Origin of the sequence: Mucilaginibacter psychrotolerans (assembly GCF_004519315.1) — a bacterium.
Lineage (GTDB): Bacteria > Bacteroidota > Bacteroidia > Sphingobacteriales > Sphingobacteriaceae > Mucilaginibacter > Mucilaginibacter psychrotolerans.
Genome location: NZ_SOZE01000029.1, coordinates 41,206 through 64,430 on the forward strand (window position 1 = coordinate 41,206; position 23,225 = coordinate 64,430).

Here is a 23,225-nt window from a genome sequence, read left to right on the forward strand (position 1 = left end):
CTAATTCAGAGAATTTAAAATAAAATCAACCCGGGCTGTCAGTACGCCCGGCATTACGTCTATTATTGAATAACCAAGTTCCTCATACGCTTTCCGGACAGCTGCACCGATTTCTACAGACTTTCGGATCTCCGGCTCGTCCATTAAGCCTACACCGTAGTCCTTCGCCGAATGAAAGAAGAACACCTTGTCATATTTTATGCGTTCCGCTTTGGTAACCAATGATGGATTGATATCCCAGTTGTAAAGTTTTCCATAGGCAACACAATCCACCCAGCCACGGTCTAAAAACACCCGGCCATCTGCAACAACGGCTGCTTCTCGAAGCAACTGAAACTCCAGTATCCTTTCCTCAAAATCACGGTCCTCATAAGGAAAAATATTGCCCAGCGCGCGTTGTATCCTGATATAATCACTTGCCGTTTCGCGCACGATAGTTGCTCCGGTCAGTCCTAAATAAAGAAGTGCGGATGTTTTGCCGACACCCTCGCCGCCTGTAAACACTATCCGCTGCGTTCCTTTCATAGTTGCATAATAAAATTTAAACTCTGTTCAATGCAAACTTCAGTTGTAGACCAGCTCGTATTGATCTGTATTTTCCGTCCGTTAAGCTTTCGGAAACATGCATCAAAACCTTTTTTCATGCGGTCATGATGTGCTAAGCCCTCCCTAATAGGGTGCGTCGCATGGTCTTTTTCAAATCGCCGACGAAAATCATCGGTCTCCACGTCAAGAAAAATATAAGCGTCCGGCAGTACATTCCCAACGGCCATTTGCGCAATCCTGCTCACCTCCTGCAAAGGTAACCCACGTAAATGATGTCCCAATACGATCAAAGAAACATCAAACCTATCCAACAACAGAATTGGCTGATTTATGCCGTATTCAGAAACCCGCTTCGCCTTATTTGCCAGTCTGGCTGCAAAAAGCATGATTTCTTCCTCCGGACTCAGTGTTTGGCCATATTCATGGATCACTTGTCTAACGCTATCGTCAAATCCGTGCACGCCATTCGCAACTGTTGTAAACATCAGCTCACCGCCATGAGCACAAAGGCTATCGATCAGCGTGCTTTTGCCGCTATATGAAACTCCTTCGATAGCAACGATCATATCTTCATCGAAGGCTTTCAACAAGGGCTTCGAAGCCTAATTGTTGCTGCGTTTCTTTATGGAGATCCTTAACGGTAAAATAATGGTTATCGAGTTCTTCGTCACCTATGATAATCACAAAGTCGGCGCTCAATTTTACAGCCCGGCCAATCTGCCGCTTCACTTTCGTATCAAATGTCGGATCGATATCACAGCTGATACCCATATCCCGGAGCCGGTTGATCAATTCGATCGCCGCATCTTTTGCCGTTTCGGCCGCCGTAACGATGTAGGTTTTCTTTTTCTGCTCACCGGTTAGGTCTATTTCGTGTTTTTCCAGTGCAAAAAGCAACCTTTCCATTCCCGCGCCAAAACCGAATGCGGCTGTCGCTTTTCCCCCGATCTGCTCAATTAGCCCGTCATAACGGCCACCGCCAGCAATAGCATCCTGGGCACCTAATTTATTGGATACTACCTCAAAAACGGTGTCATTGTAATAATCCAGACCGCGCACAAGCCTATTATTGATATTGTATGGAATTCCGAATTTCGTAAGGTAATTTAACAACTGGTCAAAATGCCGCTGACTTTTTCCAGACAAGAAATCTATGACCTTTGGTGCGTGTTCCACAATCTCTTTTAGGCTCTCCTCTTTAGTGTCCAAAATGCGAAGCGGGTTTTTCTGCAGCTTGTTTTGATATTCTTCATTAAAGTCACTTGCATACCTGTTAAAATACTCAACCAGGCTATTGCGGTAAGCTTGCCGTGACTCCTTATCGCCCAGGCTATTGATTTGAATTTTGAGCCCTTCGAATCCGATTTTCTTATAAAACGAAAACGCCATATTGATCACCTCGGCATCTGTATAATAAGATGGTGACCCAATCACCTCCACACCATATTGTGTATGCTGCCGGTAGCGCCCCGCCTGCGGCCTTTCGTATCTGAACATCGGCATCAAATAGAATAATTTGACCGGCTGTGGCAGATTGCTCATATTATTCTCCAAATAAGCGCGAACTACCGGTGAGGTACCTTCCGGTCTTAATGAAAGAGACCGGCCGCCACGATCCATGAATGTATATAGCTCTTTCGAGACGATGTCCGATGTTTCGCCCGCAGTGCGGGTAAAAAGTTCGGTATGTTCAAACATCGGGGTCTGGATCTCATTGAATCCAAAATCATATACGGTTTCGCGCCATATTTTTTCAATAGCTTTCCATTTTTTAAAATAGTCGGGGAGGTAGTCCATGGTACCTCTGGGGATCTGAAATTTGTTGCTCACTTTTTATTTGTTTCTACTGTAAATCGCCACAAACGAAAACCGTTCGTTATCCGCTTTGATTTGTGTTACACCGTGGGCCAAGCCCTGCGCAATCTTGATCAAGAGACAGGAATTGAATTTCGGCGTATGCATTTTGAAATTATTATATAACACTTTTTTAGTTAGTTGGAACGGCACCTCGGGAGGGGTATAAATATCTTCCTCCCTTTTGACATTCCCTACGATTGTATTCCCGCCATATGCCCTCTTCCAACCTTTGGAAAAGTTAAATACAACCGCGCAGCTATGGGTTTCATCAGAAAGATCGTCGTGTAAGCAGATCTTGTCGCCCTTTCCCATCAAATACGGGGTTCCCGGTCTAACGAAAATAATCTCTTCTCCAAAAACACCTGACAAAAAATCGACAAAGCATTGGCTTTGCATCAGCTTCATCAACTCTCCGAGATGAACGCTTCCTTTACCTTCCTGATTTATTAATTCCCCGAAATAGGCATCACCTAATTCTCGTTCTCCACGCCGTAACCGTGTCACCCCGCCAAAATCGACCTCCTCATAAATAATATTATTACGGAGCTCGGATTCCACGGCCTCGGCAAAACCGGGATCAAAAAAGTCGTTTAGCACCAAGGAATTATCAAGGCCGATCTTTAAATCCGAATGAACCCATTTATCTTGCAGCAAAGTTACCATAGCTGGTCAATAATAAAACAAAAAAATCCCATAAGTAAGATCGATCTTACCATGGGAAGCCTTTAAGTGCGATTTGCTGTGAATTAACAGTGTGTCCTGATATTCCTTGCCCTGGATTGTGGTTTTCGCCACTCTTTTTTTGGAGCTTTTTTATTATCAAAGCCTTTTTTTTCCTGTTCTGCGTCGGCAACGTTACTTTTTTTAGCCAGGTCAACGTTTCCCATGGATGGTGATGACTGATTCATGATCGTTTATTTTAGGTTAATTACTATAAGTTATCAGATCAAATGCCTTATTATAACATCCAAGCGGTTGATTACATTTTGTATGGACCACGCCGCGAGCATACAAAAATGAGCTAACCGTGCTGAAAGACAAGGCTTAGTACTGGTTTATTATAAAACACCGTAATTTATTCATATTTTTTTTTATAAACAACTTTCAGCGTAAAAATTATTAAAATCACGTCTGGACAAAAGATTTGAAATCGTTTGGGGGCTCTTTAAGAACAGAAAAGAGGCCTGAGCGGTGGTAGAAGAAGATAAAGCGGATTATTAATTATCCCTAACATTTTTACAGTAAGTTAAAGTTTGTTTAGGACAACAGAGTAAAATTACAGCTTAGGCGTACTAAATAAAAAATCCCAAGCACTTGCTGCCAGGGATCTTTAACCTAAACCTTATCATATAGTTAAATGTTGATTTGACTGTAAATAGTTTTCTAATTTACGTTAAATAACTAATTATCAAATACTATTAATATGGGAAATTTACCTTATTCTGTTGTTTATCAATCACCTGATGGTTTTTTCGTCTGCAGAACCGACTTTAATAAGTTGGAAAATGCTGAGGAGTTTATAACGTCCAAAATCTTTATTTATAATGGCGCAAAATTTCATTTTATACTTAAGGATGGCAAAGAACTCATTAAGGGTGACCCAATCCAACGCACCGGAAAATTCTATTCAGATTCAATGAAATTTGCGGTGGAGATACCGTTGTCGAGTTTCGCCAAATCTTCATAAAAAAGATGGCACTTGGTTTCACTGTTATGTCCTTTGCAACTCGATAGATTATAACTTCATCGTTATAAAAAATGCGCGCCAAATTATTTTTGAATTAGATATTGGTATTGTTATATTTGAATTGGGATTACCGAACGATTCTTATATCGTCCCAATCCGTGTCAAAATAACTGGTGCCCAAAATGGTGCCCTGTTTTGATTTAAAATTAAGAAAAGTGCTTTTCAAGCATCTAAAGACATATTTTTCAGTTCTCAGCAGGATCACATAATATCCCAGCGGGATCACAAAGACCACCCAACAGGTCGCAAGTTAAAAAAAAAAGAAAGCCTCTTGAAAAAGAGGCTTTTCTTTTTTTAGCGCTGTTTTAGCAATTAGTAATCCGGGAGGAGGGGGGATCTTTTTACACCAGCCCTGCGACCCCGATCTCAGCGCTTTGGTTTCCTTGTTTCGTTTAATGTTTCCGGGTCAGCTGCAAAACGGTTAAATTCGCCACATGTTAACCGTGGAAAAGATTGGCGGCACTTCTATGAGTGCCCTGAAAGAAGTTATCGATAATATCATCCTTTACGACCGCAGCGGCGAGACGCTGTATAACCGGGTATTCGTGGTTTCCGCCTTTTCCGGCGTGACCAACCTGCTGCTCGAAAACAAAAAAAGCAAAGCACCTGGCGTGTACCAGAAACTCGCCCGCCGCGAAGACTTCCGCAGCGAACTGGCGAGCGTAGCTGAATACCTCAAAACGCTCAACCAGCAATACGAATACCTGGGGTTGGACAGGAACGAAGCAGACCAGGTAGTAGACGCGGAAATGAAAACCGCGCTCACCTACCTCGACAGTGCCGTGACTATGCTTGCCTCCGGTTACCTCAATGAAGGTATCTTGTTGGCAGCACGGGAAATATTAGCCTCGCTAGGCGAAAGCCATTCGGCCTACGTGCTGGCCAGTATCCTGCAGGCCCGCGGGCTGAACGCGCGCCTGGTAGACCTGGCTGGCACCAGCGACTCGCGCCCGCTAAGCATTACTGAGCGGATCAAAGACGCTTTTCAGGACATTGACCTGAAGAGCTGTATCGTAATTGCCACCGGCTACACTAAGGGCACCGAAGGTATCATGCGCGAATTCGACCGCGGGTATTCTGAGGTGACATTCAGCCGCATTGCGGAGATATTGAAACCGGAAGAAGCCATCATCCATAAAGAATACCACCTGTCTACCGCAGACCCCGGCCTGGTAGGCCTAGACAATGTGAAACCCGTTGGCAATACCAATTACGATATCGCCGACCAACTGGCCGACGTTGGTATGGAAGCCATACACCCTAAAGCCTCTAAGCCGCTGGAAATGGCCGGTATCCACCTGCGCATCAAAAACACCTTCCAACCGGAACATCCCGGCACGCTAATCACCAAAGATTATATTTCCAAGCTGAAACGCATCGAAGTGATCACCGGTACCGACCAGCAATTGCTCATCGATATCTACGATCCGCTAATGACCGGCAACGTCGGCTCAGATTTGGCGATTATGCAGTGTTTTGCCGATTACGGCATCAGCTATACCTTTAAAGCAACCAGTGCCAACAGCATCAGTATCGTGATATGGGAGAGTGACCTGGACGAAGCGCTGATTGCGGCACTCCGTAAAAAATTCGAGCGCGTAACCACTCACCCGATAGCCATGGTTTGCCTGCTCGGTAGCAATATGGACCAGCCCGGCCTGCTGGCCAACGCAACAGCTGCCCTCGCCAGGGCCGAGGTCTCCGTCATCGCTATCGGTATGGCTAGTGGGCGGGTCAATATCCAGTTCGCCGTAGACCGCGAACAGTTCAAAGCGGCGATCACGGCGCTTAATAAGGCGGTGGGCTAAGTTTTGTGGATTGGTTTGTACTCATCAACTTCTTGTAGTTTTAAGTTAAGCGCAATCTAATTAACAAGGGTTTGCCAACTGGTTCGTGTACTTTTATTTGTTGTACTTTGTGAGCAGGCGGCGCCCGTCATCGGTAATGATGCCGTTGATAAATAACCGGAGTGCTTCAAATATATCAGCCTTGGTCCTTACCGTACTATTAAACAGGTAAAAATCTGCTACTGATATATAGATGGCTGCTGTGCCCGGCACGGACAACTCAGTGCGGTATAATCCGAGGGAAATACCATCTGCTAAATTTGATTCGATAACCGCCTTCAGGAAGTTGTTTTTAAATTCTTGGAATGCTTTCATGGCCCTGGGGTACCTTTTTAACATCATATGGTTAAAAAGGTACCGCAAAGCGATCAAATGTTTGAAAAGACCTTGCTGAAGCACTAACTCCTGTACCGGGTTATCTGCAGCATCTATATTTGAGCTGACGATGTTTTTAGATTGCCCTATCAGTTCGTCAACAACAGCTTCAACAAGGATACCTTTATTGGCAAAACATTGGTAAACGGTTTTCTTGGACATACCGGCCGCTTTCGCCAGTTCATCCATGGTTACACTGATGATACCATGATTGATAAACAGCTGAATGGCGATATCAATCAGGCGTTTTCTTTTAACTTGCATTCCGGTTGCTTTGGTTGTCGTCTGCTAATGTTTGAATGGGGGATATTAAACTAGCATTAGGGTTGATTCCCGGTTTTCGCAGTAACGTAATTATATATTGCTGCGCGTACATAAAAGTCTGCAAATGCGGTAGCCACCGTACTGGAAGCCTGCTGATAAGCGCTTTGTGCATCCAGCACTTCAGAGATTGTAGTTAAGCCGGCTTTGTAGTTATCCTGGTTAACTTTCAGGTTTTCGGTAGCCTGTTCCAGGTTGTCTTTGGCATAACGGATCTGTGTAAGTTGGTCCTGCATATCATACCAGTAGCGTATAATGCCTACCCGCAGCTGGTTTTGCCCATCGCGATAATCATTTCGGGCAATCTCCTCATTTATCCTGCGCTGGCTCACTTTCTGTTTTCCGCGGCCCCATAAACCATTTGAAATAGGTATGCTGAGGGTTACAAAGCTGGCCGGCGAAAAGGTGCTGCCAATGCTATTGCGGAATGAGCCGACCTGTGAAGCACTCACACCCACGGCCAGGCTGGGCAGGTTATCACCGTTGGATAAACGGGTTTGCAGCTTTTCACCCAGCACGCGTTTGGTTAACAACTGGTAATTTGCATTTCTGCCCAAAGAGGTGTCGGGTTCTAAGGCGGGCAATACAGGGGTGCTGTTTTTATTCAGGGTATCCTGCATCACCATCAGCGAATCGAAAGGGATGCCCGTGTATACGGCGAAATCGAGCAAGGCTACCCGTCGGCCGTTCTGCAACTTGCTTTTGTTAACCAGTAACTGGCTCAACTGAACTTTTACTTTTAGCAGGTCATTACGGGCAATGAGACCAGAAGCAAGCATATCCTTTTGCATCTTTAGCACGCTGTTCAGCAGCGTTTCGTTAACAGCAAGTGTTTTTTGCTGCTCCTGTATGTTCACCAGGTTCCAGTATTTTTGCTCGGTAAGCAATAGTACCGAATCTGCCGATTGCTTTTTGCGTATCTCGCTCACCTGCAATTGCAGTGCTGCTAACTCATTGCCTGTTTTTACTTTGCCACCGGCATAAAGTGTTTGCGTGCCGGTAACGCCTAATATATACAGGTTGTTAATGCCTTTGCTTAATACATCTGGTATGGCCGGGACAAAATCCTTAAAGCCAAACAGGCCTATGCCCGTGCCGCTAACGGATGGCAGATAATCAGATTTGGCAGCGGCGACATCTGCTTTTGCCGAATTAACGCGCAATTGGCCATTTTTAAGCGCATAACTATAGGCAATCGCCGCCTGCTTACTTTCTTGCAGGGATATGGTATGCTGCTGGGCACTGGCTTGCAGGCCGGTTAATAGAATAATGGATATGATGAATGATTTCATGATTTGTAAACTTAAACAGTTGCTGTTTCCGGTGTTTCATTTGCCGGGTTAGTGTTGTCTTCTTTGCGGAAGAACAGCCAGTATAGTGTTGGCAGCACGAATAGGGTAAGCAGCATAGATAACAGTAATCCAAAACAGATAACGGTACCCAGCGGGCCCCATAAAGATGACCTGCTGATCACCATCGGTATCACGCCAACAGCCGCTGCCGAGGAGGTTAAAAAGATCGGCCGCATCCTGCGTTCGGCAGAAAGTTTTGCCGCTTCAAAAACAGATTTACCCTCGTGCAACCGTAATTCTTCCGCAAAATCTATCAGGATGATACCGTTACGCACCACGATGCCGCAAAGTGCCAATAAACCAAGGAAAGAGGTGAAGCCAAACGGATAGCCCATGATGAACAGGCCGAAGGCGGCACCCAATAAACTCAAAGGCATAGTAGTAATACTTAGCAGGGCATGTTTAAGATGTTTAAAGTGCCACAGTAAGATCAGGAATATCAGGATGATACTTACGCCCAGCGCAGTTCCCATCGGGCCTTGGTTCTCTCCCTGTAATTCCAGTTCGCCGCCGTAATTCAATTCAACACCGGCAGGAAGTTTTATTTTTTCGATAGCCGGTTGCATATCCTGCAATACGGCATTGGCCACTGCATCCTGGGTAACATCCATGCGTACCGTTAGTGTACGCACACTGTTCCTGCGGGTAATCTGGCCGTCATTCCATTCTGCATTAACGTCTGCCACCTGCCGTAGCGGTATCAGCGATTGGGTTTGTGGGGCCACGATATTCAGGTCGCGCAGGGCCGATAAGTCACTACGTGAGGCTTTAGGCGATTTGATCTTTACATCTACCGCGTAGTTATTTTCCCAAACCTGTGTGGCTGTAATGCCTTCTGAATGCAGGGCTACCGCATTGGCAATATCACTCTTGCTTAAGCCAAGTCGTGCAGCTTCTGCTGTTTTTACATCTATTTTAAGGGTTGGCTGTATCTCGTTATAATCTGTACGGGTCCAGATAACTTGTTTGTGCGTTTTACCAACGGCTATAACCTGGTTAGCTACCTGTTTTAAGGTAGCAATGTCATTTCCGCTAATCCTCACTTCTATAGGTGCCAGGGCGTTTACCATGTTCAACTGTTTCATGCGCACATAAGCAGCCGGAAAGCTATTGCTGTATTTATGCTGATAGTCCACGATCACCTCCGCTGTGGCGTCTTCAGATACGGTTTTGACCAGGATCTGCGCGTAATTTTTTGACGCAAGATTTGGCGCATATACCGAGTGGAAACGCGGTGAACTGCTGCCGATAAAGCTGGTGTAATTCACAATACGTTTATCCTGCTTTAATATCTTTTCCATTCCCTTCACCACGCTGTCTGTTTGCGAAAGCCGGTAGCCCGATGGTAGGTATATCTCCATGGCAAATTGGTTTCGCTCTACTTTTGGAAACAGCTGCTGCGGCAGTACCCCCATAATCCCTATACCGATCGCTACTGACAGTACCGCAAAAAACACGGTTAGCTTGTAGTGTTTCATGGAATTGCCGATATGGTTATTAAAGAAGTCCTGCAAGCGGTCCAGGAAAGATCGCTTTTCTTCCTTTTTGTTATGTAGTAAGCCTTTTTTAATGAACAGCGTATTGAAGAATGGCACGACCATCATAGAGATAATCAGGGACAGCGTTAGGGCGATCATGATGGTTACCGGAAACAAGCTGATAAAATCTTTTGCGGTACCCGTCATAAAAAATGCCAGCGGTAAAAAAGTTGCTGATATGGCCAGCGTAGCGGTAAACACCGATGGAAACAGCTCCTTGGCGCTGCTAATGGCGGCATCCCAAACAGACATGCCGTGGTCCAGCTTTTCTACGTGGTTATCAATAACCACAATAGGGTCATCAACCACTATACCCAGCACTACAATAAGGGCGGCAAGCGTAACTGTGTCCAGTTCTATACCGGCCATATACATAATACCCAGCGTTGCGGCTATGGTAATAGGTATAGTTGCTGCGGCAACCGCAGCAACCCTGAAAGGAAGTAACAGCAGGGCTACGCATACCACGCCAATCAGCGCGAAAGCAAATTCTTTCATAAAATGGCTGATCGAATCATTTACTACTTCGGGCTGATCGGCCAGTTTTACCAGCTGAATATCGGGTGGGAGGTGTTGCTTTACTTTTTCGATATGTTCTTCCAGTTCTTTACCAAACTGCACAATGTTTTTACCCGTGGTCATTTCCAGGGATATTACGATGGATTTGGTGCCATTGGAGGTTACATAGCTGTCCGGCTCGTCATATTCACGTTTCAGGGTAGCCACATCACGCAGCCGCACCGAATTACCGTTAGCATCCTGCCTGATGATCTGCTCAGCCAATTCGGCCTCGGTTTTATAATAGGTGCTTAAATGAATGGGTTCATCTACCACCTTTCCTTCTACCTTGCCGGTGGCGTTAATAGCGCCTTCAGTTTGCAGTACCTGCATCACATTAGTTACCGATACACCTTTTTGCAGCAATTTATTATTATCTACATAAATGGTGATCTGCTCATTAAGATTGCCCGTATGCGATATTTTGGCCACATCCTGTACCTGCCTTAATTCGGCTTCGATATCTTCTACGTTCCTGAGTAATTCTTTGTAAGGCCTTGTTTTTGACTCTACCGACAAAAGCATGGCTGAGGTATTACCGAAATCACTATCGATATAGAAGCCTTTAACTTCTTTAGGAAGCTGGCTTTGCAGTATCAGCATGCCGTTTTTAATTTTGTTCCAAAAGGCCTTGGTTTGGATAGCATTTTGGTTATCCGCCACCTCCACAAAGATGTACATCACCCCATCCCGCGAAAAGGAGTAAGTTTTTTTCTTGTTAACCTCGTTGTTACTGAAAAGGTATTCTTCTACTTTTTTAGTCAACTGCTCTTCTACCTGTTTGGAGGAAGCACCGGGGTATTGGCCTACGATCACTCCCTGCCTGATGGTGAAATCGGGAAATTCGTTTCGGGGCATGTTGAATAACCCGGATAAACCAAGCAGCACCAATATGGCCGAAAGCGCCAGCGGGAATACGTGGTACTCCATCGCCCATTCAATTAAATTTGCGTTCTTTTTCATGATAGGGGCTTATTTACTGACGATGACAGGGGTTTGATCGGCAAGTTTTTGGTAACCTGAGGTAATCACCTGCTCGTTACCCGCTAGCCCGGCTGTAATGGTGATACCGTTGCTGTAAAGCTGCCCGGTAACTACTTCCTTCCGCACCGCCTTATTTTGAGCATTCATGATATACAAGAAATTGTTTCCTTTCTCATCTACCTGTACGGCCTGTACCGGTACGATAATTTCTTTGGCATCGGCAGATATCATGTGCTTATCATCGGCCTTATCAAATGATACTTTACAAAGCATCCCAGGCCTTAACTGTAAGCCGGTATTGGGGAGGGCTATCTTCAGGTTATAATTGGCGCTGCCGTTCAACGCGATCACGCCCACTTCGGTTACTTTTCCCTGTAAAGGCTGATTGTTGAGCGCATCGATTCTTATCGTCGCAATGGTGCCTGCTTTATAACGGTTGATCTCGCTTTCGGGCACGGCTACCAACACTTTTACCGAACGGGTATCTAATAACTGTAATACCGGCTGGCCGGGATTGGCTACTGCGCCGGCTTCTGCCATTTTGTTGCCAACGTAGCCGCTAACCGGGGCGTACAGATGTGTATGCGCAATATTTTGGTAGGTTGCGCGTGCAGCAGAAGTAGCTTGTTCATAGTTGGATTTGGCCTCTAGCATTTTGATCTCGGCTACACTACCTTTTTTAAATACCTCGTTAATGCGGGTGTAGTTTTCATTGGCCAGTTTGGCCTGTGCCAGTTGCGCGTTGTATTGGTTGCGGTAAGTGGTTTCGTCTACCGATGCCACCAATTGGCCTTTTTCTACATAATCACCGGTTTTTACCGGGAAAGACAAAATAGTACCCGAAACCTGGAAGCTCAGGTCAATCGTTTTTTCTGCCTCCAGTGTTCCGTCGTAAACAATCCGATCATTAATTGCCGAATCGTTGGCCGATAAATTAAATACTTTTACAGCCAGGGTATCCGGTCCGGGCTTCAGTTTGGTGTTGTTAGAGCAGCCGGTGATCCATAGGGCAGTTAATACTGCTCCGGCCAGTGTGAGCGTTGTTTTCATTGAGTTAATTGGACGTTTAGTGTATTATTGTCGACTATTTTTGCACAGGAAACATCAGATCCCATGTGCGTGCCACCATCTTGGGTGAGCTAGCCGAATTCATATAAATAGTTTTTTATTTTCGACAAATATACATTTTTTGTATTGTGATATTTTTTAATTTAATTGTCATAAATATACCCAGTAAGGTTTTTCAAATCAAAATCATTAAAGATGATGTTTGGATAAACAAATAATGTATTTTTGTCGATTATGAAAAGAATGGAAAATGATCAGGTGCGGGAGGAAATAGTTTTAGCGTCAGACGCAGTTTTTGAGCGTTATGGTTTCCTCAGAGTTTCTATGCAGGATATTTCTAACGAGTGTAAGAAAGGCAGGAGCACACTTTACCATTATTTTAAAAATAAGGAAGAAGTTTTCGATGCCGTTTGCGAGCGGCTTTTTCTGAATTGTTTGGCAGAAAGTAAAGGCACTATCAGTAAACGGCGCTCATTTTCGGCCAATATCGAATCGTTCAATGTTAACAAATTAAAGGATCTCCGTCATATTGTGTCGAAGTATAAACTGGTTATCGACGACCTGCGTTTAGATCCATCGGGCTTTATACTCAAATTCAGAAAATTTGCCGAAGAAGAGGTCGCCGTGTTCAAACAGATCATTCAATGGGGAATCGAAAACAAAGATATCGGCGAACTTTCAGAAGAAGATATCGATTTTTTGTCTGAAACATTGAATGCTGCTTTCAAAAGTTTCGAGCAGGAGGTAATCGTTTTCGGAAAATTTCCCCAAAGCGACAGCAAGGTTGCCTGGCTGGCCCAAATGCTACAGAAAGGCCTTAAATAAAAGCTTGCACATCACTCAACCATAAGCCGGGGTCAATTAGTTGCCTTCGTACATCACACCCGTCCCGGGTGTTTCCTTCAGCTCAATTTTTTGCAGACCGGAAAGCAGCGGCCTTGTTTTGTCCCATATCCATTTAGCTAGCAATTCTGCTGTTGGGTTTTCCAGGCCGGGCACTTCATTTAAGAGATGATGGTCAAGTACGCTGATGATAGGTGCCAGTGTGGCTTTAACATCCGAGAAATCAATGATCCAGCCTTCCTTTTCCAGCAGTTCGCCGGCAATATATATGGTGAGGTGATAGGTATGACCATGCAGGTTTTTGCATTTGTGCCCGGCGGGTACGTGAGGCAAAAAGTGTGCGGCATCAAAGGTAAAGTGCTGGTAAATAGTCATGATATTTTTGTAAGAATTTTGCCGCAAGCATAGCAAACAGCACCCCGGTTAAATGTGACGTGGGTTACTTTTGCACAGGATCTTTGTCATTCTTTTAAAATGGCAAAACATTAACATAAGGCCAAAGATCATCTTGAGGTATCTTCACCTGCTTGTTAAACGGGCCAATTACCAGTAACATTAGTTTTACAGTCCTCTTGCCGAACTATGCCGAATGCTGGCCAAACAAATAGGGGCGGATTTTTTAAATGGAGTTCCCCCGTACTTTTTTCTTTTTACGCTTTCCCCACCAAATCAGGAAACCTGTTATCGGAAGAGATGCGCAAACAAGTGATGCTAATAGCGCCAGTAACTGCGTTGGTAACCCGTAAATTCGCCCGGTATGGATATCCTTATTAGAGTTGCGCCATTTTAAGCCCAGTGGTTTTTTAGCATGTTCCAGTTGATCAAATAACTTACCTGTTCGGGCATCAAAATAGTAATAGCTTAAATTGCGCCAGCCGTCTGTGCGGTTTTTCAGGTAAACAAAGGCCATCATCGTGTGCTCGCCTTTATCGGGCAGGTTAAGGCCTATCACCCGGTAGTTTCCCTCAAGTTTGTGCTGTAGCGTTGTCACCATCATGTTCAGGTGGTTTCCGGTGGTGTCGGCCGTGTTAACCGGCGGTGCCTTACGAATAAGCACCACCGGTTTCTTAGAACCAAGCATTTGATAGATACCTTTTTCCCACCATTTAAAAGACCAGGCAAGCCCGGTAACCGCTATAACCATGGCTATGGGCAACACATAAAAGCCAAGGCTATTATGCATATCGTAGTTTACCCGTTTCCATTTAGCCCCCCATTTAATGCTGATGCTTTTTTTTAGTTGTTTTAAGTTTTTAGGCAGCCATAAAATAAAGCCGGTGATCAACATGAGCAGGAAGATCAAAACGCAGCAACCGATGACTACGCTGCCAACCGGTTTAACCAGCAGCAGTTGCCTGTGTAATTGCTCGGTAACGTTAAAAAAATCATAACGCACGTCTATCACCCCAAGCACTTTCCCATTATAAGGGTTTACGTATACATCGTCCCGGTATTTAAACTGGCTAAAATAGCTCAGCGTAATATCTTTTCGCTTATTGACTTTGCTCGCCGAAAATACATAACTGCGGCCGTCCTCATTTATCCTGATATCGGTAATGGGTTTACCTTTACCTAAGGTTTGCTGCGCAATGGCCATTAACTCAGCAACAGCTTTTGGCGTGCCTGTTTGTTTAACTTCTACCAGATCCCGATGAAAAAAATCAAACAATTCGTCATCAAAAACAAGCACGCAACCGGTTACAGATACAATTACGATGACGATACCGGTAGCCAGGCCCAGCCACAAATGTAGCCAGGCCGCAACTGCTTTAAACCGTTTCCAAAATTGCATAGCTCTTAGTTGAAAGTATAAGTTAAGGTTAGCAGGTAGTTGGACGGCGCGCCGGGGAACAACCGGATATAATCATACCCACCCACCCAATATTTTTTGCCGGTTAGGTTATTGGCATTAAACTGCAATTGCACCTTGCCGATGTTGTAGAACAAGGCTGCATCAACCAATATATAAGCAGGTATGCTTTGCGTTACATTGATGGATAGCATCCGCCTGTCTACATAATTGGCTCCTAAGCCCAGGCCCAGCCCGCTTAGTGCACCTTTGGTGATGTTATACCTGGTCCAGATATTGGCCATATTTTTCGGTGCGTTTGGTTTTTGCTGGCCTACTTCGGTGGCAACGCCGCTTTCTGTTATTTTTGCATCATTGTAAGCATAGGATGCCAGTACGCTCCAGTATGGGGTGATGCGTCCGGTAATATCAAATTCAAACCCTCTCGAGCGTTCTTTCCCTACAGGCCTTAACAAGTCGGGCTGGCCGGCTACATTGGCATTATAAAGGGTGTTCTTCTGTTCAATCTGGTAGATAGATGTGGTGATAGAAAGCCTGTCGTCCAGCCAGCTGCTTTTGGCCCCAAGCTCTATCATATTACTGGTCACCGGGTCAAATGGCCCGCCGGCGTTAGGATTGGCTAAGGTTGCTGCCGTTTGGGGATTATATCCCATGACATAGGTGCTGTAGATGTTAACGTTTTTAGATGCTGTATATACCAGGCCAAAGCGGGGCAACCAGGCACTCGAATGTGTTTTCTCCTGTGTTGGCGAAGCATAGTTTACAAAATCGGTATAGTACTCGTAACGTATGCCAACCAGGGCCTGCAAACGGCCAAGCTTTAACTGGTCCTGCGCATAACCTGCATGGAGATAATAATAGGTTGGCGAAAGTGTAGTAGGCGCGAAAAACGATTTGCTGTCGTCCTGCAGGCGCTGGGAGTTTAAAATATCATTTAAGTTAAACGAAGCCACATTGGGCACCGGGTTGCCTTTGGTATCCCTGAGATACTTAAGGCTGTCTTTGGCCACGTAATTGGTGATTGTACCGGTATTAGATGCATTGCGATAGCCCGATGCAGTAAGTTGAGAGGCGCCGACCGGCATTTTCTCGCTGCCGTAATCGTAGCCTATTACTATTTTATGCGCAATAGGGCCGGTCTTTTCATTGTAATTGAAGTAACCGCTAAAATTGTCGATATAGCGTTTTCGCTTCCGCTGGAATATCTGCATGGCAACCAGATTAGGTATGTCATTCCCAAGCTTATCTTTTGCATAAGCGTTAGCGCTGCGGTGCTCATAAAGATCTTCCTGATAACCTGTTTTGGAGTAACCGGCGTTAAAACTTAGTTTGCTGTTGAACTGGTGATTTAAGGATAGCGTAACAATATAGGTTTGTTCGTTTAAAAAATCATTACCGGCACTTAAGGCAAGGGATTGTGGCGTGGAAAACAGATCGTTCCCGATCACCGCCTGCCCGCGGTCGAGGCGGCTGCGCGAACTGTTGTACACCAGGTCAAAATTGATACGTGTTTTTGGTGAGGCGATGAAAGAAAGCGAGGGCGCAACGATCACGTTTTTATCAAATTGAAGATCTCGGAATGAATTGGCATCCTCATAACCGAGGTTTAAGCGGTATAATAGCGAGCTATCTTTGTTAGCCGGTCCGGTAAAATCTGCAAGTGCGCGGAAGGTGTTAAAACTGCCCAGCGAAAGGCTGATCGATTTCCGGGTTTCATCAAGCGGTTTTTTGGTTACCCGGTTAACCACGCCGCCAGGGCTGGCATTGCCGTACAAGGCAGATGAAGGACCTTTGAGTACTTCAACACGTTCCAGGTAGTTGGTTAGGGGTTGCTTCCAGAAACCGGTACTGGTACGCAAACCGTTTACCAGCTGCGTATTGCTTTGACCGTTAACGCGGAAACCCCTGATGGTAAGGTCATCATAAAAGGTAAACTGGTTCACACCGCTGAAGTTTTTAACCACATCGCCTACACGTACGGCACCCTGGTCTGCCATGAGTTCTTTACTGGCGTAGGAAACCGATTGCGGCAGGTCTTTGATATCCGTTTCGGTTTTATTACCGATAAAGGTTGATTTGGTTTTATATGTTTTCTCCTTTCGCCCGGTAATTTCCACGCCCTGTAGTGCGTTGCTGCCTGCGGTTAATAGCGCATCTAGTTTCACGTGCTCACCCGGAGCGATGTCTATCTCTTTGGTTATGGTGTTTAGCCCAATAAAGGAGTAACGCAAAATATGCCTGCCGGCAGGTACCTGTAACCTGTATGCTCCGCTAGCATTGCTTGCTGCGGATATTGCTGTACCGGTTACCAATACAGTAGCAGCGGCTAAGGTTTCCCCGTTGTTATCCCGGATATAACCGCTGATTGTTGCAGGAGTTTTGGCTTGTTGACCATAAGCACAAACGGATGAAAGAAGAATTAAAAATGTAAAAAGTGAAGTAAGGTGATGTTTCATTTATTTAGACTAATTAAAAATAATACTGCAATTATAGCAATTTTTTAAATCAGGTAAGAAATTGTGTAGAATTTATTCGGTCATGTTAACCGTAAGCAGCGATGGGTGATCGGAACCGGGATGTTGTAGTAAGGCGGACGCTTAACGGAGAAGCTGAGACCTTATCTTGTGTTAGGCGAGTGCCAGTTTAATAAAGAGGCCTATAATTTGTTTTATGTACATGCATAACACTGGTTTAGTGATGTTGGCGATTTTGATCGGCATCCCGTAATTCATTCTTTGCCGGCCATCAAATCTTATTCGGGCGGGAGGATAAAATGTTGTTATGATCATATTATCGATCCGGTATCGGGTGTTAAGGAAAGTATTCTACCGGAAGCAGGTTGTGATTGGGCAGTACCGAATAAATGAGCTACGATCAGTTCCCGGGTTTAAGGAAGTGCCGCAATGCAATGGCTTGAATATTAGGTGCATACTTCAAATCGGGAAAAGCAAAAACAGAGGGGCTGCCAAGTGTCGCCTCTTGCTCGTATCAGGTGCATTGGTCAGTCAACTATTTCGGTGATCTAATTAATAAAGAAACCGGCAATACCGCTTTGGACTATACACAATCCAAGCTGATTGACGAAGGGTTGGTTATGTAATATAGAATGAATTGACCGGTTCAGTATTAGCCATTGGCAGGTCTTCTACTTCGGCGATGCTGCGTTCGATATTGGCCGACATAGCGTCGAGGGCCAGGTCATTAGGCATGGTTCCGAACGGATCTTCCAGTTCATCGGCAATGGCCTCCAGTGCCGTAAAGGTATAAGCCACAAAGGTGATGATAAATGGCGCAAACCAACCCAGTGCATTGGCAAAACCTAAGGGCAGCAAAAAGCAATAGATATAAATGGTGCGATGGAGCAATACATCATACGAGAACGGGATAGGTGTACCGGCTATGCGCTCACAACCGCCTATGATATCTGAAAAGTTGGCCAGGTTGCGGTCCATAGCCGCCTGCAGTATGGTATCAATAGAGCCACGTATCCGCCAGCTATTTATCCGGGCACCAAGCTCCCGCATAATCAGTACAGGCTTGTATTCTGCCTGCTCCAGCCTTCCGGCCAGCTCCTGTCCCAGCAGCTTGTGTAGTTCGGGCATAGCATCCGTATGCCGCAGCTGGTGATTAAGCGCATACGCCATAGCTGCCATTTGCTTCATAAACACCACTTTTTCCGGTCGGTGCTGCTCATCGTTGGGTATAAAGTTATGTACCTGCTGTGCCAGCGAGCGCGTATCATTTAACAAGGCTCCCCATAGTTTGCGGCCTTCCCAAAACCGGTCATAGCTTACCGTATTGCGGAAACCGAGGAATATGGCCAGCGCGATGCCAAAAATGGTGTAGATATTGGTAGAGAGTTCGCCGTGCACCCTGTCCAGGTCTGATTTGAAATAAACCACAACCGCGGTAAATGCAAAAAGCGCGCTAAGGCGGGGCAGTAGTTGAGGTAATACCGAGCCCCGCCACACAAAGAGCATCCCGAACCAGTTCTTTTTCTTTCGAATGATCATACCTGATACATGGGGTTTAACTTTTTTGCCTGCGCAGGTATTTGGTCAGAATAACGATGGTTTGGCCATCAATCTTACCTTCTATCTGTTCGGTATTATCGCCTACCAGCCGGATATTCTTAACCACTGTGCCCATTTTAGCGTTTAGCGAACTGCCTTTAACATCCAGTGAACGGGTTAAAACCACCGTGTCGCCGCTCTGTAATTCATTCCCCAGGCTGTCGCGGTGAACTTCTGCCGGCTCCGCAGTTTCTACGGTGAAGCCTGCCTTTGCCCAGGCCAGTTGCTCGTCGTCCAGGTAAAGCATGTCCAGGCATGCAGCGGCCCAATCCTCATCGTTCAGTAGGGACAAGATGCGCCAGGATAAAACCTGCACTGCGGGCACATCGCTCCACATCGCCTCGGCCAAAAAGCGCCAGTAGCGGCTGTCTGGTTTATCGGTTTTGGCCAGTTCGGCCAGGCAGGCCGGGCAAACGTTGATCTCGTTGGCCGCGTAACCGGCAGGAGGAACCTGGTACACCGCCAGTTGGCTTGCCGACCGGCAGAGTTCGCAGGTATTGATTTCGGGTGATCCCGCGTTGGTGTTAGTGCTCATTGTTTTAAGATTGGATATGCTTTTGATGTTTGTATAAGCCTGATTACGATATTGCCGTGTACAAATACCCGGGCAACATAGTCAGGTAAAGCAGGCGTTTATTGCCTGCAATGTTTTTGTTTAGCGTAGGTAATGGTTGTTTTGTTTTATCATAGGTAACCTTGCCGCGAAGTTATACTAAATTGTATTTTAATCGTGCTTTGGTATCGGGGGCTTATCAAGTTCGGGGCGGTAGTGCACCTTGGGCGATAACCAATAAAGTAAAATGACCCTCGAATACCGGAAATTTAAGGGCGACAATAACACCAGGCCAATGAGGATAGTACCGAGATACAACCAGGGTGAATCTGTGTTACCTGTAACTAGCCAGGTTAAAAGACAAATACCTACGCCTTCCGCAACGTTGAAGGCGTAACTAACGTACATGGCCGCGTAGAAATAGCCTGGTTCAATCTCAAAGAGCATTCCACAGCCAGGGCAATGGATATTGATGCGGTTAGCGCCTAAACGGTATGCCCCTCCTTCAAACATATTCCCCCGCCTGCAACGTGGACATTTGGCGCCGAGCATGGCTTGCAGCTTTGGTGTTTTACTCATTTCGTTTTCCATTATAAATTCCTACGGCAGGCCCCGAAACCACCCGCTATTTCTTTATCCACATTTTCAGGTGCCTGCTGTAGGAATTGTCAATTAATTTATAGCCCTCTGGCACCTGCTTGTCTGGTGCATAATAAGTAACCAGTTTGGTGCCGGCGGGTTTACTGTCCAACATTTCGCGTATATGAAAGGTGTAGGTGTTATACAATTCAAAAGAAGTATGCACAGCATGATCTATCCGGCTTCCGGGTTCTATATTTTCGTAAAAGGAGTTGTAAAAATAAAAGTGATCGTATTCATCATAATTCAATGTAGTAAGGTTGCCGTGCCTGAAAAACACATTCTCCACACCAATCTGTTGCTTTGCGGTTTCGGCATAACTGTACAGGGCCTTCCGTTGCTCAATGCCATAAAAGCTCGCCTCCGGGTGGTAAACGCCTGCTGCGATACAAAATTTGCCGACACCGCTGCCAATGTCTAGCACCCGCGCTCCGGGGCTGGCCAAAAAATTGCTGGCTTCCATCGCAATATCAAGCCCGGTCCAGTGTAGCTGGGAGAGGTCGCGGATATGCTCGGGGTATAAAGTGTCGAATGCGGCATCCTTGCGGAAGTAAGATATGTTCAGGGTATCAGTGTACATGGAAAATAGCTTCTGGTGTTTGAGGTTGATTTTATAGTTAAACGTGCCCATTTATTGCCTTATCCATAAGCGGAGCAATGAATGAAAGGACTGCGCTGCCAGTTCGTAATTAGCGGGAATCATTTCTCCGAGGCTCTGGTAAGTAACCACCCGGGTGCCGGGAGGTTTATCTTTAAGAACAGCCAGCAGGTAACGGTTGTAATATTCGTAGAGGCTGCGCGAGGTCTCGATGGTATCGTCGATGGCATTTTTCCGGTCGATATTCTCGAAGAAAGAATTAAAGAAATAAAAGTGATCGAATTCATTGAAATTGATCTGGGTAATATTGGCATGGATAAAACGGGCATTACCCAGGTCAAGATAGTTGCCGGCCACTGTGGCGTAATGTACCAGTTCGTGGCGTTGCTCTGCCCCGTAATAATTACCCAGTGGATAACGGTGTGCTGCCGTAAGGCAAAACTTGCCGGTGCCGCTCCCGATATCCAGTATATTGCCGGCTATATCTAAATAGTCGGCCGCTTTTTTTGCCACAGCCAATGGTGTCCAGTGCCTCTTGGAGATCAGTTGCAGGTGTTCGGGGTACAACCAGTCGAATTCTGCATCGTTGCGGAAGAAACAGTCGTTAGGCCGTTTGTTCCCCATTGAAGCAACCAGCCTCTGCTGGTGCGTTTCCGGTTCGGGAGGGAAAGGGGAAAAGGGATCAACATCCATCCTGCAAATTTCAGTACTGCAGCTGCTCTGCGCACCTAAAGGAGATCAGCCCAAAAACTGATGTATATCAGTTTTGATATTTCGTAACTTTGTGCCATGAGTTTAAACGGGATCTTTCCTATCGACAGGTGGAATTTCACAACGCATTCGGTGCTGAGTGTGCTTTCTGAAGAAGAAACAGCCCGGCTTACCCGGCACCTTACCGAACAGCATCTGTTTAAGGGAGATGTGATCTTCCGGGAAGGAACGGTGCCTTCCGGTATTTTTTTGGTCCGCAGCGGCAGGGTCAAAAAGTACAAGGTAGACCAGCTCGGTAAGGAACAGATCATTTACGTAGCCGGCCCGGGCGAACTGATGGGTTACCACCCGGTACTTTCGGGTGAACGCTACGCAGACTCTGCTACAGCGATGGAAGATACCATGGTTTCGTTTATCCCGAAAGAAGATTTTATGGACGTTTTAAGCCGGTCGTCCGTTTTTGCGTTGCGCATGCTAAAGGCCATGAGTCATGAATTTACGGTACTTACCAACAGCATCTCGGTGATTGCGCAACGGACAGGGCCGGAGCGGCTGGCTATCGCCCTTATTGTGCTGCGGGAAAAATTCAAATACGGGTTGAGTGATAACGAAGCTATTCCCATCAATATTTCCCGTACCGACCTCGCGAACATGGCGGGCCTCGCCGCAGAAAACGTGATCCGCCTGCTTGGAGAGTTTAAAGCAGAAGGCATACTGTTAACAGAAGGCAGAAAGATCATCATCAGGGATGTTCACCTACTTGTTAAACGGGCCAATTACCGGTAACATAAGGTTTGCCACACCCCTGATAAGCGATGCCGAATGCCGGCCATGCTGATCAATTAGAGCCGGAATATGGTAGCGGGTTCTCGAAACGCCAGATAGCGTTATTTCGCCAGTTTTAGCGCACCTTTCCAATTGCGAACACAGTGTATTCGCAATGAGTTGGAGTCAATATAAGGTGTTATATCGTGCCTTTGTTGCCAACAAGTGATTTAATCAGGCTTTCTCACCATCTCTATGTGTTCAATCCCGTCTTCATCGTAGGTATCGCCATCGGTAACAAAGCCCAGCGAGCGGTAAAACGGCAGCGCATAGGTTTGCGCGCCAATTCGGATATCATGCGGACCAAAAAGATCTTTACAACCCTGTATGGCAAGCTCCATCACTGCGCGGCCCAAGCCGGTACCTCTAAAAGCGGGCGAAGTAATTACCCGCCCGATGGCCGGTTCTGAATATGATATACCGGCAGGCACCAACCGGCAATATGCAGCCAATTGATCATTAGCATACAACAGCAGGTGATGGCATTGCTGGTCCTTATCGTCCTGATCTAAAAACACACAGTTTTGTTCTACCACAAAAACCTCGCTGCGCAGGCGGAGTAGTTGATATAGTTCATCTACCGTAAGTTGCCGGAAGGGGAGGAGTTTATGGGTGAGGTGCATGGGGTGTTGTTGTTTGGGGCGAAATTAATTGGATAATTTGATTGGAAAAGCGGCAGATGAAGATTTTTATCAGCAAATTCTAAATTCTACAACGTCGCACCAAATCTTCTATAAAATAAAATTGAAAAAACGCGTAGCCATGCATGATGTTACAGATATCGAAAGGAGAAATCGTGCTGCTCAAGTAAATTCGCAATAGTAACCTGAGTTCGATTAATAATTGAGAATAGATTTGCCAATCAAAGGAAATGTAAGTATATTTAAGTGTCTGAAATTCAAATATTTAAATACATTTCCACATGATTGACTTCAATAAAATTAGCGATATTTTCTGTCTTGTTGATGAGTTCTGTAAAG

21 protein-coding genes are annotated in these 23,225 nt (G+C 45.6%); 4 read left to right on the top strand and 17 right to left on the bottom strand.

The window, feature by feature from the left end:
- From E2R66_RS21740 to E2R66_RS21755, 4 genes are read right to left on the bottom strand one after another with little or no spacing between them, the layout of a single operon-like run.
- Complete coding sequence (locus E2R66_RS21740; RefSeq protein WP_133234727.1) at positions 1-525, bottom strand: ATP/GTP-binding protein; 525 nt, start codon at positions 523-525, stop codon at positions 1-3.
- A complete protein-coding gene (locus E2R66_RS21745) occupies positions 522-1,133 on the bottom strand; it encodes a dTMP kinase (RefSeq protein ID WP_133234729.1) in 612 nt (203 codons plus the stop codon). The genes E2R66_RS21740 and E2R66_RS21745 overlap by 4 nt, the downstream gene beginning before the upstream one ends.
- Positions 1,117-2,376: a histidine--tRNA ligase gene (hisS, locus tag E2R66_RS21750; protein WP_262710316.1), complete on the bottom strand. Its 1,260-nt coding sequence runs from the start codon at positions 2,374-2,376 to the stop codon at positions 1,117-1,119. Before hisS ends, E2R66_RS21745 begins: the two co-directional genes overlap by 17 nt.
- A gap of 3 nt (positions 2,377-2,379) precedes the next feature.
- On the bottom strand, positions 2,380-3,066 hold the full coding sequence (locus E2R66_RS21755) for a hypothetical protein (RefSeq protein WP_133234733.1): 687 nt from the start codon (positions 3,064-3,066) through the stop codon (positions 2,380-2,382).
- A gap of 760 nt (positions 3,067-3,826) precedes the next feature.
- Between E2R66_RS21755 and E2R66_RS21760 the strand changes: the two genes are divergently transcribed.
- Positions 3,827-4,090, top strand: a complete 264-nt coding sequence (locus E2R66_RS21760; RefSeq protein WP_133234735.1) for a hypothetical protein — start codon at positions 3,827-3,829, stop codon at positions 4,088-4,090.
- Between the two features lie 494 nt (positions 4,091-4,584).
- On the top strand, positions 4,585-5,958 hold the full coding sequence (locus E2R66_RS21765; protein WP_133234737.1) for an aspartate kinase: 1,374 nt from the start codon (positions 4,585-4,587) through the stop codon (positions 5,956-5,958).
- A 93-nt stretch (positions 5,959-6,051) separates the two neighbouring features.
- On the opposite strand, the gene E2R66_RS21770 is transcribed toward E2R66_RS21765, so the two are convergent.
- From E2R66_RS21770 to E2R66_RS21785, 4 genes are read right to left on the bottom strand one after another with little or no spacing between them, the layout of a single operon-like run.
- Positions 6,052-6,636 (bottom strand): TetR/AcrR family transcriptional regulator, encoded by a 585-nt coding sequence (locus E2R66_RS21770; protein ID WP_133234739.1) that lies wholly within the window; start codon positions 6,634-6,636, stop codon positions 6,052-6,054.
- A gap of 56 nt (positions 6,637-6,692) precedes the next feature.
- Positions 6,693-7,985, bottom strand: a complete 1,293-nt coding sequence (locus E2R66_RS21775) for a TolC family protein (protein WP_133234741.1) — start codon at positions 7,983-7,985, stop codon at positions 6,693-6,695.
- Between the two features lie 11 nt (positions 7,986-7,996).
- Entirely contained in the window at positions 7,997-11,104 is a 3,108-nt protein-coding gene (locus tag E2R66_RS21780) for an efflux RND transporter permease subunit (protein WP_133234743.1), read from the bottom strand.
- A gap of 9 nt (positions 11,105-11,113) precedes the next feature.
- Positions 11,114-12,175 (bottom strand): efflux RND transporter periplasmic adaptor subunit, encoded by a 1,062-nt coding sequence (locus E2R66_RS21785; protein WP_133234745.1) that lies wholly within the window; start codon positions 12,173-12,175, stop codon positions 11,114-11,116.
- Positions 12,176-12,427: 252 nt separating this feature from the next.
- On the opposite strand from E2R66_RS21785, the gene E2R66_RS21790 reads away from it, so the two are divergent.
- Positions 12,428-13,018: a TetR/AcrR family transcriptional regulator gene (locus tag E2R66_RS21790; protein WP_133234747.1), complete on the top strand. Its 591-nt coding sequence runs from the start codon at positions 12,428-12,430 to the stop codon at positions 13,016-13,018.
- A 36-nt stretch (positions 13,019-13,054) separates the two neighbouring features.
- Here E2R66_RS21790 and queD read toward each other — a convergent pair whose 3' ends face one another.
- The 8 genes from queD to E2R66_RS21830 form a co-directional block, all read right to left on the bottom strand.
- Positions 13,055-13,411: a 6-carboxytetrahydropterin synthase QueD gene (queD, locus tag E2R66_RS21795; protein WP_133234749.1), complete on the bottom strand. Its 357-nt coding sequence runs from the start codon at positions 13,409-13,411 to the stop codon at positions 13,055-13,057.
- 244 nt (positions 13,412-13,655) lie between these two features.
- Positions 13,656-14,828 carry a PepSY-associated TM helix domain-containing protein gene (locus E2R66_RS21800; protein WP_133234751.1) on the bottom strand — a complete coding sequence of 391 codons (1,173 nt, stop codon included), beginning with the start codon at positions 14,826-14,828 and terminating at the stop codon, positions 13,656-13,658.
- A gap of 5 nt (positions 14,829-14,833) precedes the next feature.
- Positions 14,834-17,302, bottom strand: a complete 2,469-nt coding sequence (locus E2R66_RS21805) for a TonB-dependent receptor (protein ID WP_133234754.1) — start codon at positions 17,300-17,302, stop codon at positions 14,834-14,836.
- 636 nt (positions 17,303-17,938) lie between these two features.
- Positions 17,939-18,859: a bestrophin family protein gene (locus E2R66_RS21810; RefSeq protein WP_133234756.1), complete on the bottom strand. Its 921-nt coding sequence runs from the start codon at positions 18,857-18,859 to the stop codon at positions 17,939-17,941.
- A gap of 16 nt (positions 18,860-18,875) precedes the next feature.
- The gene (locus tag E2R66_RS21815; protein WP_133234758.1) at positions 18,876-19,454 is read right to left on the bottom strand and encodes a PhnA domain-containing protein; all 579 of its coding nucleotides are present in this window, start codon (positions 19,452-19,454) and stop codon (positions 18,876-18,878) included.
- A 189-nt stretch (positions 19,455-19,643) separates the two neighbouring features.
- Positions 19,644-20,051: a DUF983 domain-containing protein gene (locus E2R66_RS21820; RefSeq protein WP_192902001.1), complete on the bottom strand. Its 408-nt coding sequence runs from the start codon at positions 20,049-20,051 to the stop codon at positions 19,644-19,646.
- 46 nt (positions 20,052-20,097) lie between these two features.
- Positions 20,098-20,691 (bottom strand): class I SAM-dependent methyltransferase, encoded by a 594-nt coding sequence (locus E2R66_RS21825; RefSeq protein ID WP_158288476.1) that lies wholly within the window; start codon positions 20,689-20,691, stop codon positions 20,098-20,100.
- 51 nt (positions 20,692-20,742) lie between these two features.
- Positions 20,743-21,402: a class I SAM-dependent methyltransferase gene (locus E2R66_RS21830; protein ID WP_133234764.1), complete on the bottom strand. Its 660-nt coding sequence runs from the start codon at positions 21,400-21,402 to the stop codon at positions 20,743-20,745.
- A 96-nt stretch (positions 21,403-21,498) separates the two neighbouring features.
- Here E2R66_RS21830 and E2R66_RS21835 point away from each other — a divergent pair, with 96 nt between their 5' ends.
- Entirely contained in the window at positions 21,499-22,206 is a 708-nt protein-coding gene (locus tag E2R66_RS21835; protein ID WP_133234766.1) for a Crp/Fnr family transcriptional regulator, read from the top strand.
- Positions 22,207-22,415: 209 nt separating this feature from the next.
- Here the strand turns inward: E2R66_RS21835 and E2R66_RS21840 are convergent, their stop codons facing one another.
- Entirely contained in the window at positions 22,416-22,868 is a 453-nt protein-coding gene (locus E2R66_RS21840) for a GNAT family N-acetyltransferase (protein ID WP_133234768.1), read from the bottom strand.
- Positions 22,869-23,225 lie beyond the last annotated feature (357 nt).

What these genes read in the sequence shown, in the direction of transcription:
- E2R66_RS21755 (WP_133234733.1), bottom strand. Translation starts at nt 3,066, where the DNA reads ATGGTAACTTTGCTGCAAGATAAATGGGTTCATTCGGATTTAAAGATC.
- E2R66_RS21805 (WP_133234754.1), bottom strand. Translation starts at nt 17,302, where the DNA reads ATGAAACATCACCTTACTTCACTTTTTACATTTTTAATTCTTCTTTCA.
- E2R66_RS21820 (WP_192902001.1), bottom strand. Translation starts at nt 20,051, where the DNA reads ATGAGTAAAACACCAAAGCTGCAAGCCATGCTCGGCGCCAAATGTCCA.
- E2R66_RS21765 (WP_133234737.1), top strand. Translation starts at nt 4,585, where the DNA reads ATGTTAACCGTGGAAAAGATTGGCGGCACTTCTATGAGTGCCCTGAAA.
- E2R66_RS21835 (WP_133234766.1), top strand. Translation starts at nt 21,499, where the DNA reads ATGAGTTTAAACGGGATCTTTCCTATCGACAGGTGGAATTTCACAACG.
- E2R66_RS21770 (WP_133234739.1), bottom strand. Translation starts at nt 6,636, where the DNA reads ATGCAAGTTAAAAGAAAACGCCTGATTGATATCGCCATTCAGCTGTTT.
- E2R66_RS21785 (WP_133234745.1), bottom strand. Translation starts at nt 12,175, where the DNA reads ATGAAAACAACGCTCACACTGGCCGGAGCAGTATTAACTGCCCTATGG.
- E2R66_RS21810 (WP_133234756.1), bottom strand. Translation starts at nt 18,859, where the DNA reads ATGATCATTCGAAAGAAAAAGAACTGGTTCGGGATGCTCTTTGTGTGG.
- E2R66_RS21775 (WP_133234741.1), bottom strand. Translation starts at nt 7,985, where the DNA reads ATGAAATCATTCATCATATCCATTATTCTATTAACCGGCCTGCAAGCC.
- E2R66_RS21815 (WP_133234758.1), bottom strand. Translation starts at nt 19,454, where the DNA reads ATGAGCACTAACACCAACGCGGGATCACCCGAAATCAATACCTGCGAA.
- E2R66_RS21780 (WP_133234743.1), bottom strand. Translation starts at nt 11,104, where the DNA reads ATGAAAAAGAACGCAAATTTAATTGAATGGGCGATGGAGTACCACGTA.
- E2R66_RS21760 (WP_133234735.1), top strand. Translation starts at nt 3,827, where the DNA reads ATGGGAAATTTACCTTATTCTGTTGTTTATCAATCACCTGATGGTTTT.
- E2R66_RS21740 (WP_133234727.1), bottom strand. Translation starts at nt 525, where the DNA reads ATGAAAGGAACGCAGCGGATAGTGTTTACAGGCGGCGAGGGTGTCGGC.
- E2R66_RS21825 (WP_158288476.1), bottom strand. Translation starts at nt 20,691, where the DNA reads ATGTACACTGATACCCTGAACATATCTTACTTCCGCAAGGATGCCGCA.
- E2R66_RS21840 (WP_133234768.1), bottom strand. Translation starts at nt 22,868, where the DNA reads ATGCACCTCACCCATAAACTCCTCCCCTTCCGGCAACTTACGGTAGAT.
- E2R66_RS21790 (WP_133234747.1), top strand. Translation starts at nt 12,428, where the DNA reads ATGAAAAGAATGGAAAATGATCAGGTGCGGGAGGAAATAGTTTTAGCG.
- E2R66_RS21800 (WP_133234751.1), bottom strand. Translation starts at nt 14,828, where the DNA reads ATGCAATTTTGGAAACGGTTTAAAGCAGTTGCGGCCTGGCTACATTTG.
- E2R66_RS21830 (WP_133234764.1), bottom strand. Translation starts at nt 21,402, where the DNA reads ATGGATGTTGATCCCTTTTCCCCTTTCCCTCCCGAACCGGAAACGCAC.
- queD (WP_133234749.1), bottom strand. Translation starts at nt 13,411, where the DNA reads ATGACTATTTACCAGCACTTTACCTTTGATGCCGCACACTTTTTGCCT.